Source organism: Mesorhizobium sp. (assembly GCF_024509055.1).
In the GTDB taxonomy this organism is placed as follows: domain Bacteria; phylum Pseudomonadota; class Alphaproteobacteria; order Rhizobiales; family Rhizobiaceae; genus Mesorhizobium.
Window position 1 is genome coordinate 1 of the sequence record NZ_JANINM010000276.1, and the last position, 14,919, is coordinate 14,919.

The following is a 14,919-nucleotide window of genomic DNA, read 5'->3' on the forward strand; positions in this document are numbered from 1 at the left end:
ATCGTCGATATGGCAGCGTGACTCACATCCAACGGCCTCCGGCAAACCCGGCGCGTTTCAGTAGCACCTGCTGCGATTTCAAGAGCGTACACGCTTGGCGGTCGCTAGCCCTTCGGCTTGCGACCGCTATTATGCATGCTAATGATTTTCCAGCTGTTCCCTACGCGCCTCAAGACGCTGGTTGCGACGCCAAGGCGTTCAGCAACAACCCCGGCCTTCGGCTCGATCCGGTAGCGATAGCTTTCGGTCGCAAGCGCGACTGGACCTTCGAAGCGGACACTGATCTTGTAGTCGGAGAATTTGAACGATTTGAATGCCGCCAGCTCCGGCCCAAGATGATGGCTGAGGTAGGTCGTATAGGTTCCCTCGGAGCCACCCGTCTCGAATATTTGGGAATCAGTTACGAAGAGATGTTCGGTCCCTGTCGCGTCGAGCTTCTCGATCGCCGTCTTGTACTCGGACAGCACCGCTTCCACGGCTTTAGTGTCCGCCATGCGAGACAGAGATTGTGCGGCGGCCGGGATTGGCATTGCCAGCGACGTGGCCACGGCCAGTCTGAGCGCGAAAATCATCTTTCCCCCTTTAGAACGCGAGATGGTTGAGGCCGCCATGCATGAACGTGCCCCCCAGGAACCCCTGTACCGATATCGCCAGCGTCATCAAACCGAGCAGCCCCCAGTACACAGTGCGCGACCGGTCGGGGGCTCTGCGGTACGTCGTGGCCAGGTAGGCGAGGCCTATACCAAAAATGGCGATCGAGGTGCCGAGCCAGCGATGGGTCATCAGGATCGGATTGCGATCCCATAGGTAGAAGCCGCCAGCGAACCAGCCGAGGAAGGCAGCCACGATAGCCCCCAACGCTCCGACGACCAGCATAACGTGCGCTGCGCGCTGATAGTCGCGGTTTTGGCGCCACAGCCCGAACAGTTCGACTCCGAAGGCGCCGATGAACATCGCGATCGGAAAGTGGATGACCATCGTGTGGACGCGGCCGAGCCAGCTGACGAGACGCTCGCCAAAGCTCTTGTTCTTGTTGGCGCCCTCGTCGTGCATGCCGCCCATCGCCATGTCGTCGCCGGCGATATTCATGCCAGGGCTCGTCATCGAACCCATCGCCATGTGATCGTCTGCCTTGGCAGGGGCTGCGCTCTTGGTCGCCCCGGGGCCTGCCCCCAGCGCGTCATGATCTTCATGCGCGAACGCGAGCGAACCCGTCGAGAGTGCGACAAATCCCAGCAAGATTATCGTCAACCGCTTTACCGACCGCATCGTAGTTCCTCGTCTTAAAAAAAATCTCGCTCGTGCTGTGTTTGGATCGTTGCTGATCGATGAGTGATCTTGATGAAGCTCTAGCCCGCCATGGCCAGCATGCCCGGAGCAACCGCCATCCATATCGCCATGGCCACCATCATCACGTTCTCGGTCAGCGAGATGAACCCGAGGGGCACGTTGCTATCCCCACCCACGCAAGCGCATTTCAGCTCGCGCTTATCGACGTAGACGGCCTTGAACACCGACACCGCGCCGATCGTCCCGATGACGAGCGCAACGGGCACCGATAGCCAGGTAAGCGCCCCTGCGGTCATCAGCACGCCCGCTCCACCTTCTGCGAAGGGGTAAACGTAGGAATAGGGCACCCAGCGTCTGGCGAGGAGATCATAGCCTAAGAACATACTTGAAAAGCTCTCGATGTTCTGGAGCTTCAGCAGCGCCAGGACGCACATCGAAAAAGCGATGAACCATTCGGCCGCGCGGATCGTAAACGGGGTGCCGAACACGGCATACCTCGCGGCGAGCGCCATCAGCGCCGTCATCGCAAAGACGGCAATCACGGGATGGTAGGAGACGGCTTCGGGGTCGCTGACTGTCTTGCCGAAAAAGCGGCGAAGATCATCATAGCCGCCTACACGTTCGCCCGCGATGAAAGTCTGAGGGGTCGTATTGACCCCATGCTTTGCCTTGAACGCCTCGGTTTCTTCGCAGGTCGTAAGCCAATGATCATCGACCGCGTAGCCTTCGCGCCGCAGCAGATCCTTCGCTTTAAGGCCGTACGGGCACCTATGCTCGGCCATCACCATCCGGTAGATCGTCGCCTGCCTGGCGGGGCCGGTAGCCATGCGCTTCTCCGCTTCTTTTCTCCGCCTCGCAAAAGTACGAGCGAATTACCCCAGGTCATCAGCTGAACCGTCCATGGCGCAGGCTCCTACGGAAATATCTTCCACGGTTGCCAAGGGCCCGTTCAAAGCCCCTGCCGATGCCGTCGCGGATGCGAGCGGGTCGCCAGGATCGCTCCTTACCACCCGCTGGCAGCTACCGACGTTTTACTTGTGCTTTGCTGCCGCTTTGTGCTCACCCTTGTGATGAGCGGCTTTCTTCGGAGCGGCCTTCTTGCTCTTCATGTCCATCTTAGCGCCCGGAGCCATTTTCATCCCAGCCATCGAACCGCCATTCGACTGCGCCGATGCAGCGTTGATGCGGGCAGTGGCCATACCTAGGGCAGCTGCGGTCTGGAGAAGCCTCACGGCAAATTTCATCTTGGTCATAACGTCTCCGATCGTGCCTAGGGCAGCGGTGGTGTAACCGTACTGCCTACGAGATAATACGCGCCACGAAGCGTTTGCCCTCGCGGGCGTAGAGCATGACAATCGCGACGAGGTTTGCGTTGCCTAAACGGTCCCGACGAACCGGACTGCCGCTTGCTCGTCAACGATCGAAGTAAAAAAAGAACCATCATGATCCATTTTCTCGCGATTATGAGCATCGCCGCAGCGACCGTCGCGGCCACACCGGCGGTTGCCCAACAATCCCAGCCTCGCCACTGGCATCGACGTGAACAGTCGCTGACAGATGCATTCAGAACTGCTTCAACCCGAACGATCTACCAAGACTTCCCTTGAACGAACGATGAGGAGAACGGAATGATCGACAAGATGTTGGCGGCTGTTGCACTAGTCGCTTCTACAGCTGGTGTTCTCGCTCCAAGTGCGGCGCTAGCCCGGGATCGGGACCACCATGGCGGTTGGCAGAATCGAGATGGTCATTCTCAGGGCGGCTATGGCAACCATGGGTATAGCGGTCGTGGTGGGCATGGCTATAACACTGGCTACCGCCATTATGGCGGCTATGCCGATAGTTACTATAATAATAGTGGATACTATCCTCGCCAGCATGGTTACGAGCGTCAGCATGGCTACCATCTGCAGCATGGGTACGAGCGCGAGCGTAATCAGCATTTCCAAGGCGTCCACGATGGTGGCTACAGCAACTATCGCGGACACTGACCTAGTTTTGTATTCCGAGACTTAAGCGAATCGGGATACGATCACCTAGTTTTTTTGTCCTGGTATATACCCCACGGATTTAATTGCTCTCTCTACCGCGAAGTGAGTTGTGTATTGCAGCCGCTGCCTTAGCGGCTTGGCCCATTACCACACTACTCTGGTCGAGATTTTCGACAATATCTCCGGCCGAGAATAAAAAGCTAACCGAGGTCTGTCGATGGGCGTCGGGGACAACGCAGCTGCCTTCGCTAAGCTTCACGGTGAACCTCTTCGCGCCGTCCAACGCGGTTGCATCGGTCGATTAGGATTTCAGCAATCTGTTCTAAAGGTTCTTAACCATCTCGTAACGCTCACAGGCTACCGTTCCGCTTGGGAGATGGTTGTGAGCAACATTTCGATCAGTGATGTCATGGCCTTGCGAAGTGCGGTTCTCGACCGGAATGCCGCACTCCGGAATATCGTCAACAGCAGCGCGGCGCTGCCGGCAAGCGCTGGCGGGATTGCAAGGCCGTCGTTCGATGCGGCTATGAATCAGGTGCTGCGAAAAATTGAAGGCCCTGCTTCAGTCGGAGCTGCTACCGGCACGCAGAACGGTAGCTTCGCATCTACAATCGTCGACCAGGTACTAAAGGTAAATGAAACAGGCGCCAAGGCTGGAGCGCTGACGGTGGCTTACGAACGAGGGGAAACCACCGATATCGCTAAGGTCATGCTTGCACGACAGGCAGCGTCCATTGGGTTTGAAGCAACGCTGCAAGTGCGCAATAAGGTCCTCTCAGCGTACAAAGACATAATGAGTATGGCAGTCTAGGAGAAAGCTCAAACTAAAAGGGGTGCAGTTTGATACCGTTTCCTTGAATCCCGTGCGAGCGCGAACAGCCTGAGGAAATCAGTTTTGTCGATGGCGCCCGCTACCAGCACCGCTCCCGCAACATAGCCCGGCGTCCCCGCCAATCCGAGGGCAAGAGCTTGTTCGCCATTGGCACGCAGCTGCGCCATAATTTGCCGCTCGTGTGATTTCAGGTAAGCGTCAACGCGCCCCCAATCGCCGCCTGCTCTCTCGACGATGTTCTGCAAAACGCTGTCGCTGATGGTTCTGCTGTCGGTCATGAGCTGCTTGTGAACCGCCGGATAGATACCCTGCTGGGCACTTGCGAGCGCAACTTGTGCGGCGCGCTCCGAGGGCGGACCGAAAATTGGCCAATCCTTGTAGATGACGCGTACATCTCCGTCGATCAGGATCGCTTCCTCCATCGATGGAAAGGCACGCCTGCACGCAGGGCAGCGGTAGTCGGTAAAGACCGCCAGACCGAGCGACGCATTGGGCGGACCACTTGCAGGAGATCCCCGGTCGTTGAAGATAGCCGCCAGTGCCTCGGGATTGGTGACATCCCGGCCGATTGGTGCAGTCCGTTTCAGGACTGAGCTGGCGGCCCACCCACCGACAATCAGGGTTCCGAGTTGCAGCATCTGGCGTCGATTAATGGCCATCGACAATCTTTAGGCGATCGAACCTTAATCGCTAACAAATACCGGAACCTGAAGAAGCTGAAATGGTTAACGGCTTCTGAACGGATCGACAGGTGGGCCTCACGATACTCGGGGTCAGGCGGTCACAAGGGAGTAGGGTCATGTCACGAATTGCAAAGCTGCTTGCCTATGCCGCAGGGGCAGTGATTGCCGTCACATCAACGCCGACTCTGGCCAACGGACCGCTCGACGGCGCTACCGGGCAGTTCGAACGCGACTATTTGACGTTCATTCTTAATCACCACTATTCCGGTCTTCGAGCAACGGAACTGGCCGCTGGCACGGCGGTCGTCGGCCCCACGGCATCACCCGGACCTTGGCCTGCAACTCCGGCGAGTTTCCCGTTTACGCCTGCAAAGGCAACTAACGCCGTTGCACTCAGCGTAGCGACGATGAGCAATGCGATGCAGCGCACGGAAATTAACGAGGGTGAGGCGTTTCTTCAGAGCTGGTACGGGTTCGTCTCACCGCTGACCGTACCACCGGCTGGCCAGCAGCTTATCGATATCCTTACCAATGCCACTCCGGGCGATCCGTTTAACATTGCATTTCTGGATAATTTTTCTGATCACCATGTTGAAGCAATCGCGCGGTCGACGGAGTGTATCAACCAGGCCGGACACCAGGCACTGCGTGACTATTGTTTGGGCATTGTGACTGCTCAGGCAAAAGACATGGATATGATGCGAGACGAGCTTTCCAGTACATACGGTATTACCGGAGACGCTGGTGCGGTTCCTGAGCCTGCCACTTGGGCGATGATGTTGATCGGTTTTGGGAGCATTGGGCTTGCCATGCGTCGTCGGCTCAAAGTCGGGACAATAGCAGTGGCTTTCGGCTCGGACACATCTGGGCGTAGACTGATCTGCTGATTGCGTTTGCTGAAAGGCGTTCAATGCCATAAACTAATTAATCGTTTGCTTATCCGCATCACGTCTAAGAGCCCTTCTCTTTGACGCTTATGTTGTGGGTTTCACTTATTGACTCGCGCGTGGCAGGGCAACTGCTGTCGCTCGTATCAATTTCTAGAGTGTCAATGGCAATATAGCTCTCGAAGATGAAAGGTATTTCGTTCTCGACGTCGCCGATCCCGGGCGTAAGCCGAGGATAACGGGTGGAAAGTTTTCCTGAAGCTCATGGTAACGTTGGCGTCACCTACGGAATGGCTTTCGAATTGAACAGGTATCGGGATGTTCATCTTCGGGAATGCAATTTCCATACTGGCGACTGTCACTTCTGCCTAGATAAGCTATCTGCGGTAAGATAATTGCCAAACCGGGGGCGAACGTGATGATGCCGTTTTCACGTTCTCCTCGCCAAAGCTATCTCGCGACCGCTCCATGATCTCTTCTTTGTAAGATCATCATATCAATTCAGATGGAGGTCATGCACTGGTGATACCGAGGCTGTCCGCCAAGGCCCGTCGTGCTCGATACAGCCGCGTTTCGACTGCTTTGGTACTGATTGACAATACCGCCGCGGTTTCAGTTTGGCTCAATCCCTCTATCGTGCGTAGCACCAAGGCCTCCTTCAATGCCGTCGGTAACTCCGCAATCGCGCGCGTCACTCGGTCCAGCTCCTGACGGTCGCCCGCCGCCTGATCGAGCCCCACCTGCTCGTCTGGTACAGCCTCAGCTTCCGGTCCAATCGGCATCGCGAATGCCAGAAAGCGCCGAACGGTGCGCTTACGGCCCCAATCTCGGCATTTGTTGATCGCGATAGCGGAGAGCCACGCCCGCATCGAACGATCGCAGTCGTAGCGAGACAGGGCCTGATGGGCAGCGACAAAGGTCTCCTGCACTAGGTCCATTGCTTCGTCGGCTTCCCCGACCGATGCACGTACCATCCGGAAGATCGATTGGCGATGACGCCGCACGATCTCGGCAAACGCAGCCTCGCGCCCCGCGATGCTGAGCGTTGCCAGATCGCCGTCCGTCAACGTTGTCCAGTCGAGGGTCATACCGGCGACCTCAACGTGCGTCGTCGGTGAGCGCCTTCACCACGGCCTGATCGAACTGGCCGGTTTGATTTGGCCGCAAGAGCTGCCGCATCGCGAAAATGTGCGCCAGTGTCGCCTTCTGTAGCTCACCCATAACGCCGTGGCTTTGATCGACCGCGGCGGCCACCCGTGGCCCATTGCCATGTTCGGCCTCGATCGCTTCGGCAAGCCGCGCATTATCGGCCCGCAGCTCCATCTCGAATGCTCGCCGCTGCACCGCAAATCGCTGCTCCAATACCGCTAGCCGCGCTTCCTGACTGGCGTCCAGCGCCAGCTTATGGTGCAGGACGTCGTGAAGTTCCGCGCCCGGCTGCGCGCGCGACGGGAGCAGAGCCCGCCCGACGAACACCCCGATGATCGCCGCGATGAAACACGCGAGGACACAGAGCAAAAGGCGGGTACGACCGTTCATGGCGCGCCCAGTAGCAAGGTCGATGGCGCCAGCGGCGACACCGGCCCCAAGGGCGATAGCGACGCTGCGCTGGCCTGCTTCGCGGGCACACCAGCGCCGACTACCCCCATGACGAGGGCCGCGGCGATCGTCATCGCGCCGACGCCCATGCCGACGCGCACGGCGGGTCGCGCCGAGATGCGCGCAAGCACGCGGGCTTCTATTCCGTCGAGGCTCGCAGGCGCAGGTGCCTGCGCAAGCCTCATCAATACTGCGTCGAGGTTATCCATATCGTTCACTCCGACCCCTCTAGCATGGATTACGCACGCGAAGCGCCTATCCCTTATGTCGCGTGTGAGGGGTAGTCGATTGGCCCGCGTATTGAAGGACAGGATCCCTCCTGTTGAAAGGCCATTTATGCGCCGTCTGTCTGTTTTTACCGCGGCTGCCGCCCTCGTCATGTTGGCTGGAGCGGCGAACGCGCATCCCAAGCTCGTATCGGCGTCGCCGGCTGCCAATGCGACGATCGCGAAGCCAGCTCGTATCGAACTTCATTTCAGCGAGAAGCTGATACCCGCCTTTTCCAAGGGTGACCTGACAATGGCAGCGATGCCCGGCATGGCAGCGATGAAGATGGCGAGCACCTCTGCGCTCTCGGCCGACGGCCGGACCCTCATCATCACCCCGAAATCGCCGCTCCCCTCTGGTCGGTATAGCATCGCGTGGAACATCGTCTCGACGGACACTCACAAGGTCTCCGGAACCCACGTTTTTGCGGTAAAGTAAGCAATGGGAGACTGGTCGCTGATCGGCGTCCGCTTCGCGCTCTATCTGACGCTGGCGGCGCTGTTTGGCCTGTCCGCATTCAGCCTTTACGGGCTCCGAGGGCGCGAGCGCACGGACGCGCTCGCGCTGCGCCCCTGGCTCATCGCTAGCGCTGGACTGAGCCTGTTGTTGTCGGCCGCCTGGGTCGTTCTGATGGCCTCTTCGATGGCGGGCACGCCGGCGTGGCCGATCGACCGTGAAGCGGTCGGGGCGCTGCTGACCGGCTCTGCGATCGGGGCGGCGTGGAAGCTGCGCATGGTCATGCTGGTTGGGGCGGCGCTGGCGGCACTGGTAGCGGGCGGGCGCGGCATCTGGCTGGGCGCCGTCGCCCTTTGCTCTGCCGCGGCACTCGCAACGCTGGCGTGGACCGGACATGGCGCGATGGACGAAGCGGCGATGGGGTGGGTCCACCTTATCGCCGATATTCTCCACTTGATGGCCTCGGGGGCCTGGGTCGGCGCGCTGTTGGGGCTGGTCCTGCTCGTCTTACGCCCCGCAACGCGCGTCGATGCAGCGCATTTAGGATTGACGCACCGGGCGCTGCACGGATTTGGCGCGGTCGGGACAATCGTGGTCGGCACAATCGTCGTTACCGGCCTAGTCAATGGCTGGATGCTGGTCGGGATCGGCAACCTCGCCGCGCTCCCAACGACCCTCTATGGTCAGCTCCTGCTCGCCAAACTGGCGCTGTTCGCCGCCATGCTGGGGCTCGCCTCGCTTAATCGCTTTCGGCTCACCCCCGCTTTCGAGCAATCAATCGCTGCGGACGATCATGGGGGCGCCCTTGCTGCGCTACGGACAAGCCTGGCGGTCGAAACCGCGTGTGTCGTTGCGATCCTGGGGCTGGTCGCCTGGCTCGGGACGCTCGCACCCCCGGCATCGGCGATGTGATGCACTGGCGGGGAGCCTTCACGGTCCCCGGCGCGGAAGGCGGTCGCGCCTGATGGATAAGTCGATCCTGCTCGACGAGACGGGGAGAATGCTGGCTGTCGCCGGCCTGATCTGCGTTGTGCTGCTCGTGCCGATGATGATCGTCGGGCTGATAATCAGCATCATTCAAGCGGCCACGTCGATCAGCGAGCAATCGCTGAGCTTCGTGCCCAAGCTGATCGCGCTCGGCGTGTGCTTGGTAGTTTTCGGGAGCGCTGCGACCGAGCTACTGATCAAGTTTACAGCCGAGCTGTTCGCCGTAATCGCGAGCATGGGCCGTTGATATGCAGATGGATGCGCGGGCGGTCGTGCCGCCCGCGCAAGCGCCGCTAGGCCGCTATCCGATCGCAAGCCTCGGCGCACTTGCGGCACGCCGCTACGCATTCCTCCATGCCGCCAAGCGCTTCGCAGCTCGCCGCGCACGCTCGGCAGATCTCGGCGCACTCGCGGCAGATATGCTGATGGTGGGCGGACTTGCGCGCCATGAAGTCGATGGCGACCGCGCAAATCTGCGCGCAGTCGGCCATGATCTTCATATGCTCCGGCGCGGCGTGCTGGCCGCCCATTTCGAGGCAGTGGTTCATCGCCATTTGAAGACAGCTGATGTGACATTCGTGACAGGTGTCCATGCACACCTGCATGTCGGGGTCGATCTGGTGCATCGTCTATCTCCGTGTGAGCCCCCGCCCACGAACTAATACGCACCTCGCGCAAAAACCCCTTATGGGAACGTCATGGGCCGGGCGAACGCCGCCTTGCAGTCCGCCACGATCTTGATCTCCGCTCCTTCCCTCGAAACGCCGACACTCCTGCGCTCACTGATGGCCATTTCCGTCGGTTAGTCGCGACGCCCCGCTCGCGGCTCGCCTTACGGTGCCTTCTCATCAATAAAATAAGCCGTTTATCGGTCCTTAAGAATGGCATGACGGTTCGTGAGCGGTTGTATATACCAGCTGCATGCCCGCCCAGAACGCAGCCGCACAGGATATGGTCAACGACAAGGACAGGGGAGATCCCACGTCGTCGTATCCCCGGTATCGTGAAATCAAACGCTTCATTCTGGATGGAGTGAAGTCAGGTCAATTGAAGGCTGGCGATCGCGTTCCTTCGGAGGCTGAACTCACTGTCCAGTTTGCTGTTTCTCGAATGACGGCCAATCGCGCACTACGCGAACTCACCGCCACCGGCCTTCTAGTCCGTCGCGCCGGGTCTGGCACGTTCATCGCCCACTCGAAGCCGATTGGCCATTTGATCGAGATCCGCAACATCGCAGATGAAATCCGGACGCGAGGACACAGCTACCGGTCGCGTGTGGTGCTGAACGAAACCGTGGCGGCAGACCGCTCCAGCGCCGCTCGGCTGAACGTGCGGGTCGGAACCCGCCTCTTCCATAGCTTGATCGCTCATCACGAGGCCGAATTCCCGTTGCAGCTCGAGGATCGTTTCGTGCTTGCGGCGGCGGCACCCGGCTACGCCAAGGTGGATTTTACAGTCACAACGCCGAATGAGTACCTCACCCGCGTCGCGCCGCTCGAAAAGGTGGAACACTGTGTCGTCGCGCGCATGCCCGACGAGGACATCCGCGGGATACTCGGTATGCAGCGCGGCGAGCCGGTGCTCGTTATGACGAGAAGGACTTGGAGCGGCGGTCGACTGGTTTCGCACGCCATCCTGACGCACCCCGCAAACCGCTATGAGCTTACGGCAACGTTTGAAGTCGCCCCGGACTGATTCTCAGATGGCCGACGGTGGAGCCGTCGGTTGGCGCTTCATGCGCCGCAACCAACGAAAGTCCGATTTCCTGAAGCTCTTGAACAGCAGATAGAAGCCAGTGCCCGAAAGCCAGAGGACGCAAAAGGCGACGATCACGATCAGCGGATGGTTGAAGCTCACCCTATTGACGTAGTCCATGTTGTGCAGCATCCAAAAGAAATCCCACGTCCGCCACGTATCTCCCCGCGTCACCAGGTGTCGTCCGGTGGTGGCCGAGACATAGGCGCTGGACTCCTCGGCATCGTCGAAGTCGATCCGCCACATAGGTCCGGCGTGGTCGCGGGCTTCCAGGTTCGGCTTTTGCAGCAGTGTCGCGCGGATGGGCCGGGAGGCCGTTCCGTGTGCGGCGACGCGGGTCGCGAGTTCAAGATCGACGCTGATCGGTACGCCTGTTGCGGCGTTTATGAGCCTTGTGCCCGACGTTGAAACGATCTCGTAGACCGGGACACCCGCAATGCTGCGCAGCTCGAACCCGGATACCGGACCCAGAGCGGTTTGCTTGTCCAGCGTCATGAGGCGCGCCGTCGCGATCGGCGACGCCTGTATCGCCGCGCCATCATGGCCGCCCACGGCGTCCGCATCGAGCAGGGCCATGATGGATCCGCTGAGCGCCCACAGGACGAACTGGAGGCCGACGATCAGGCCCACCCACTTGTGGATGCGGCGGAACAGCAACGGCGACAGTCTGACGCGCATCAGCGCCTCACCTTCTTCTTGCGCTTTGGGAAGGCCCAGACGAGCAGCCATGCGCCGCTCGCGGCCATCGCGAACGCGCTCCACGTCGCGACACGCAGCAGCGGGTTGTTGACGTCGGAGCGGGTCTGATAGTCCATGATGTGGAGCATCCAGGCGAAATCGAACACTCGCCACAGCAGATGGCGCTTCGCGACCAGTTCGCCCGTGGTGGGCGCCAAGTAGAGCGTCGGGCGGTTCCAGCCGGCGAACTCCACCTGCCAGTAGGGCGGCTTTCGGCTTCCCATCTCCCGGACAGTATTCTTGAGTAGGGTCGCTGCGACGATCTCCCCGTCTCCGGAGAACAGCCTCCGCGCTGCCGCCCTGATCTCGCCCTCGCCAAGGTCGTGCAGCGGTCGGCCAGAGACCGCGTCGTAGGCGGACACGCCTGCCGGGGACTGAACCCGCCAGATGGCCCGGCCCAGCCGCCGATCAAGCCGGACCTCGGCCGCCCCAGGCACCGCCGCCGCCACCAGCGACGGCGGATAGAGCCCGACGACATCGAACCGGCGTGCGGCAGGTGCCTTGACGAGATGGTCCCCGTGTATGGTGTCGATGTGGACCACCACCATGTAGAAGCCCGTCGCGGTCCAGAGCAGGACCTGGATCCCGACGAGAAGGGCGAGCCACTTGTGGGTCCGCCGCGCCAGGAGCGGCCATCTGACAGCTTTCATCGTCTCAGAGGGCCGTGCGGAAGCCGACGTAGAAGCGGCGACGCAGCAGGTCGTAGGTCATCGTGTCGGTGTTCCCGTCGGTGAAGCTCGGAATGTAGGGTGCGCTTCGGTCGAACAGGTTGTCCACGCCGATCTGGAACCGGGTCCTATCAGTGACCTCGAAGGCGACCTGCGCGTTGTGGTAAAAGACGTTCGGCGTCTTGTATCCGATCGCGGTCGGCGCGGCGTTGAAGTCCTGCGCCTTGCCGATCCACTGCGTCGACCACGTGAACGCGACGCCGTCCTGCTTGGCGGTCGCGACGCCGTAGCCGCGCCACTTCGGGTAGCCGCCGTTCCCGCCGCCGATCCGTCCGTCGAACACGATCGGCGCGCCGCCCGGGAATGGCTCAACCACGTATTCATTAAGGTAGGTCGCATTCAGGTCGAGCTGGAGCTCTAGCCGTCCGAGTGTGTGTCCGTAGACGAGGCCCAGATCGAGACCGCTCATCCGTTCCCGCCCCGTGTTGATCGGCTGCGCGGAGAGGTAGGTCACCTCGCCCGTCAGCGGACTGCGCGTGAAGTCGCGGCAGAACGGGCTGGAGAGGCTCGCGCTGGCGTAGCAGACCGCCAGCTTGGTCGATCCCGGGATCGCCCGGATGGCTCCGGTGATGTCGATGTCGAACCAGTCGGCAGTCAGCGACAGGCCGGGGACGATCGAGCGCGGTTGGACGACGGCGCCGAGCGTCCAGCTCTTCGAGCTCTCCGCCTTGAGATTCTGGTTGCCGCCAACGGTCGTCAGGATGGACGTGCCGAGCTGGACGTAGCCGGCCGGAACGCCCGAGGCGCGGCAGTTCGCCACCAGCGTGGTGTTCGTGCTCGTCGAGTAGCGGCTGCACGGATCGGTGGTCGTCAGGTTGCCTTCGGAAACGCCGCCGAATAGCTCGGGGACGTTGGGCACGCGAAAGCCCGTTCCGTAGGTGCCGCGGACGCGCAAGCCGTCGACGACCATCCAGTCCGCGCTCAGCTTGTAGTTCCAGTCGGTGCCGAACAGGTCGTAGTCGGAGTAGCGAACCGCGCCGTCGACGGTCAACGCGCGGAAGAGCGGAGCGTTCGCGAGCACGGGAACGGACAGCTCGAGATAGGCCTCCTTGGCTTTCGTCGCGCCTGAGATCGGGGACTGCTGGTTCGTGTTCGCGATGCCGGCGACGGTCAGGGGATCGGGGTTCCTCCACCCCTTCTCCTCCCGGTAGGTGACGCCGCCTGCGAACGAGACCGCCCCCGCGGGCAGGCGGAAGAGGTCACCGTTGAGATCCGCCGTAAGCGACAGAAGCGAGTTGCCGCCTCTGTCACGCGACGTGAAGAGGATGTAGTCGAGCACCTGCGGCGTCAGGTCGCCAAAGCCCAGATAGTCGGCGCACGGGACCGAAGCGCCCGCGGCCCGGCTGCACAGGGACGTGTTCAGCGTGTTGCCGACGTTCTGGAGATTGGCGATGTTGGTCGAACCGTCGACGGCGGTGTTGCGGCCGTAGGCGCCCGCGATCTCCCAAGCCCAGTCGTTGGACAGCTTGCCGCGGAAGCCCAACGTGCCTTGCCACGTGTTCGTCTCCTGGAAGAACCGGCGTGGGCCGGGTTCGGCCAGGCGGCGCTGCACCAGCACGATGTTCTGTCCCGTCGGGTTGGTCGGATTGGCCGCCGAGATGGAAAGGTTGCGAAGCGTGCCTGGGGTCGCGATCTGGTCCGACTTGCGGTGCGTGTAGAGGAACTCGCCGAACGCCTCCACGCCATCAGTGAGATCGTAATCGCCGAATACTGCGGTCGCGATGCGTTCGATCGGGCTGACTGCATTGAGGAACGGGTTCGAGTTGAAGTTGTGCTTGGCCGCGCTGTAGGGCTCGAAGAAGTTGCCGTCCCCGCCGGGAACCTGGTTGAAGTTGATCTGCCGACCGTTCGGAAGGACGGCGCGGCCGCCGATGGTCGAGGCGCTGTTGACGCAGCTGAGCGCCCCGGGACTGGTCTCCGCGAGCGAGCAGGGGGCCCGCGAGGCCAGGTTGACCGCATTCGTCTTCTGGTATGTCGCAGCGGCGAGAATGCCGCCGCGCTCGCCACGCCTGCCCAAGAGCAGATCGACGGTGAAGTCGGCCCCGTCGCCGCGCTCCGTGACACCGCTGCGACCGCTGACGCCGATCCCGTTGAAGTCCGTGCGCGTGATCATGTTGACGACGCCGGCCATGGCATCCGCGCCGTAGATGGCGGAGGCGCCGTCCTTCAGGACGTCGACGCGCGCGAGCGCGACCACCGGGATCATGTTGAGGTCGGGCGACGAGTTCGCACCCGTGCCGCCGGCGACGAGGCGGCGGTTATTGAGCAGCACCAGCGTGCGCTTGATGCCCAGTCCGCGGAGGTTGACCTGCGCGGTGCCGTAGCCGTTGCCGGTCCAGTAGGCCGATGTCTGATTGCCCGCGAAGCCCGCGTTCGCAGGCAGCCGCTGCAGCAGCGTCTCCACATTGACGATGCCGGTGCTCTCGATCTGCTGAGCGTCCACGACGGTTGCCGGTGCGACGCCTACGATGTCCTGCCGCCGGATGCGGCTGCCGGTGACCAGGATATCGCTTTGACCATCGGCCTGCTGGCCATCGGCTGAAGTCGGCACCGCCACGGCTTCGGCGGTCTGCGCAAGCGCAGGCGTGCCGGCAGTAAGGAAGGTGGCGGCAAGCAGTGCGGATGCGAGCTTCAAGATTTTTCCCCCCGGCGTCTTTGGCTGGTGAGTCTAAATCAACAGCAACTGTATATACAGGTCAAGAGAAT

General features: G+C 61.2%; 19 protein-coding genes. 7 read left to right on the forward strand and 12 right to left on the reverse strand.

Features of this window, described 5'->3' with window-relative positions; genetic code table 11:
- Window positions 1-104: 104 nt before the first annotated feature.
- From Q0L57_RS12800 to Q0L57_RS12815, 4 genes are all read right to left on the reverse strand, one after another.
- The gene (locus tag Q0L57_RS12800; RefSeq protein ID WP_296743161.1) at window positions 105-572 is read right to left on the reverse strand and encodes a nuclear transport factor 2 family protein; all 468 of its coding nucleotides are present in this window, start codon (window positions 570-572) and stop codon (window positions 105-107) included.
- Between the two features lie 10 nt (window positions 573-582).
- On the reverse strand, window positions 583-1,089 hold the full coding sequence (locus tag Q0L57_RS12805) for a DUF2231 domain-containing protein (RefSeq protein WP_296743163.1): 507 nt from the start codon (window positions 1,087-1,089) through the stop codon (window positions 583-585).
- A gap of 260 nt (window positions 1,090-1,349) precedes the next feature.
- A complete protein-coding gene (locus Q0L57_RS12810; RefSeq protein WP_296743165.1) occupies window positions 1,350-2,117 on the reverse strand; it encodes a glutaredoxin in 768 nt (255 codons plus the stop codon).
- 204 nt (window positions 2,118-2,321) lie between these two features.
- Complete coding sequence (locus tag Q0L57_RS12815) at window positions 2,322-2,543, reverse strand: hypothetical protein (protein WP_296743166.1); 222 nt, start codon at window positions 2,541-2,543, stop codon at window positions 2,322-2,324.
- Window positions 2,544-2,918: 375 nt separating this feature from the next.
- Here Q0L57_RS12815 and Q0L57_RS12820 point away from each other — a divergent pair, with 375 nt between their 5' ends.
- The gene (locus Q0L57_RS12820) at window positions 2,919-3,281 is read left to right on the forward strand and encodes a hypothetical protein (protein WP_296743168.1); all 363 of its coding nucleotides are present in this window, start codon (window positions 2,919-2,921) and stop codon (window positions 3,279-3,281) included.
- A gap of 382 nt (window positions 3,282-3,663) precedes the next feature.
- Window positions 3,664-4,092 (forward strand): flagellar hook-basal body complex protein FliE, encoded by a 429-nt coding sequence (locus Q0L57_RS12825; protein ID WP_296743170.1) that lies wholly within the window; start codon window positions 3,664-3,666, stop codon window positions 4,090-4,092.
- Window positions 4,093-4,100: 8 nt separating this feature from the next.
- Here Q0L57_RS12825 and Q0L57_RS12830 read toward each other — a convergent pair whose 3' ends face one another.
- Window positions 4,101-4,772: a DsbA family protein gene (locus Q0L57_RS12830; RefSeq protein ID WP_296743213.1), complete on the reverse strand. Its 672-nt coding sequence runs from the start codon at window positions 4,770-4,772 to the stop codon at window positions 4,101-4,103.
- A gap of 140 nt (window positions 4,773-4,912) precedes the next feature.
- On the opposite strand from Q0L57_RS12830, the gene Q0L57_RS12835 reads away from it, so the two are divergent.
- Entirely contained in the window at window positions 4,913-5,683 is a 771-nt protein-coding gene (locus Q0L57_RS12835; RefSeq protein WP_296743172.1) for a PEPxxWA-CTERM sorting domain-containing protein, read from the forward strand.
- A gap of 512 nt (window positions 5,684-6,195) precedes the next feature.
- Here Q0L57_RS12835 and Q0L57_RS12840 read toward each other — a convergent pair.
- Genes Q0L57_RS12840 through Q0L57_RS12850 form a run of 3 tightly spaced genes read right to left on the reverse strand, consistent with a single transcriptional unit; the run spans window position 6,196 to window position 7,491 of the window.
- Entirely contained in the window at window positions 6,196-6,771 is a 576-nt protein-coding gene (locus Q0L57_RS12840; protein ID WP_296743174.1) for an RNA polymerase sigma factor, read from the reverse strand.
- A gap of 10 nt (window positions 6,772-6,781) precedes the next feature.
- Entirely contained in the window at window positions 6,782-7,222 is a 441-nt protein-coding gene (locus tag Q0L57_RS12845; protein WP_296743175.1) for a periplasmic heavy metal sensor, read from the reverse strand.
- Complete coding sequence (locus tag Q0L57_RS12850; protein ID WP_296743177.1) at window positions 7,219-7,491, reverse strand: hypothetical protein; 273 nt, start codon at window positions 7,489-7,491, stop codon at window positions 7,219-7,221. The genes Q0L57_RS12845 and Q0L57_RS12850 overlap by 4 nt, the downstream gene beginning before the upstream one ends.
- 79 nt (window positions 7,492-7,570) lie before the next feature.
- On the opposite strand from Q0L57_RS12850, the gene copC reads away from it, so the two are divergent.
- From copC to Q0L57_RS12865, 3 genes are read left to right on the forward strand one after another with little or no spacing between them, the layout of a single operon-like run.
- Window positions 7,571-7,987: a copper homeostasis periplasmic binding protein CopC gene (copC, locus tag Q0L57_RS12855; RefSeq protein WP_296743179.1), complete on the forward strand. Its 417-nt coding sequence runs from the start codon at window positions 7,571-7,573 to the stop codon at window positions 7,985-7,987.
- 3 nt (window positions 7,988-7,990) lie between these two features.
- Entirely contained in the window at window positions 7,991-8,917 is a 927-nt protein-coding gene (gene copD, locus Q0L57_RS12860) for a copper homeostasis membrane protein CopD (protein WP_296743181.1), read from the forward strand.
- Window positions 8,918-8,969: 52 nt separating this feature from the next.
- Window positions 8,970-9,239, forward strand: coding sequence for a flagellar biosynthetic protein FliQ (locus Q0L57_RS12865; RefSeq protein WP_296743182.1), 270 nt, complete (start codon window positions 8,970-8,972; stop codon window positions 9,237-9,239).
- Between the two features lie 46 nt (window positions 9,240-9,285).
- Here Q0L57_RS12865 and Q0L57_RS12870 read toward each other — a convergent pair whose 3' ends face one another.
- Entirely contained in the window at window positions 9,286-9,618 is a 333-nt protein-coding gene (locus Q0L57_RS12870) for a four-helix bundle copper-binding protein (protein WP_296743184.1), read from the reverse strand.
- Window positions 9,619-9,943: 325 nt separating this feature from the next.
- Between Q0L57_RS12870 and hutC the strand changes: the two genes are divergently transcribed.
- Window positions 9,944-10,687: a histidine utilization repressor gene (hutC, locus tag Q0L57_RS12875; protein ID WP_296743186.1), complete on the forward strand. Its 744-nt coding sequence runs from the start codon at window positions 9,944-9,946 to the stop codon at window positions 10,685-10,687.
- 3 nt (window positions 10,688-10,690) lie between these two features.
- Here hutC and Q0L57_RS12880 read toward each other — a convergent pair whose 3' ends face one another.
- From Q0L57_RS12880 to Q0L57_RS12890, 3 genes are read right to left on the reverse strand one after another with little or no spacing between them, the layout of a single operon-like run.
- Complete coding sequence (locus Q0L57_RS12880; protein WP_296743187.1) at window positions 10,691-11,476, reverse strand: PepSY domain-containing protein; 786 nt, start codon at window positions 11,474-11,476, stop codon at window positions 10,691-10,693.
- Window positions 11,425-12,135, reverse strand: coding sequence for a hypothetical protein (locus Q0L57_RS12885; RefSeq protein ID WP_296743189.1), 711 nt, complete (start codon window positions 12,133-12,135; stop codon window positions 11,425-11,427). The genes Q0L57_RS12880 and Q0L57_RS12885 overlap by 52 nt, the downstream gene beginning before the upstream one ends.
- Window positions 12,136-12,139: 4 nt before the next feature.
- Entirely contained in the window at window positions 12,140-14,848 is a 2,709-nt protein-coding gene (locus Q0L57_RS12890) for a TonB-dependent receptor (protein ID WP_296743191.1), read from the reverse strand.
- Window positions 14,849-14,919: the final 71 nt, after the last annotated feature.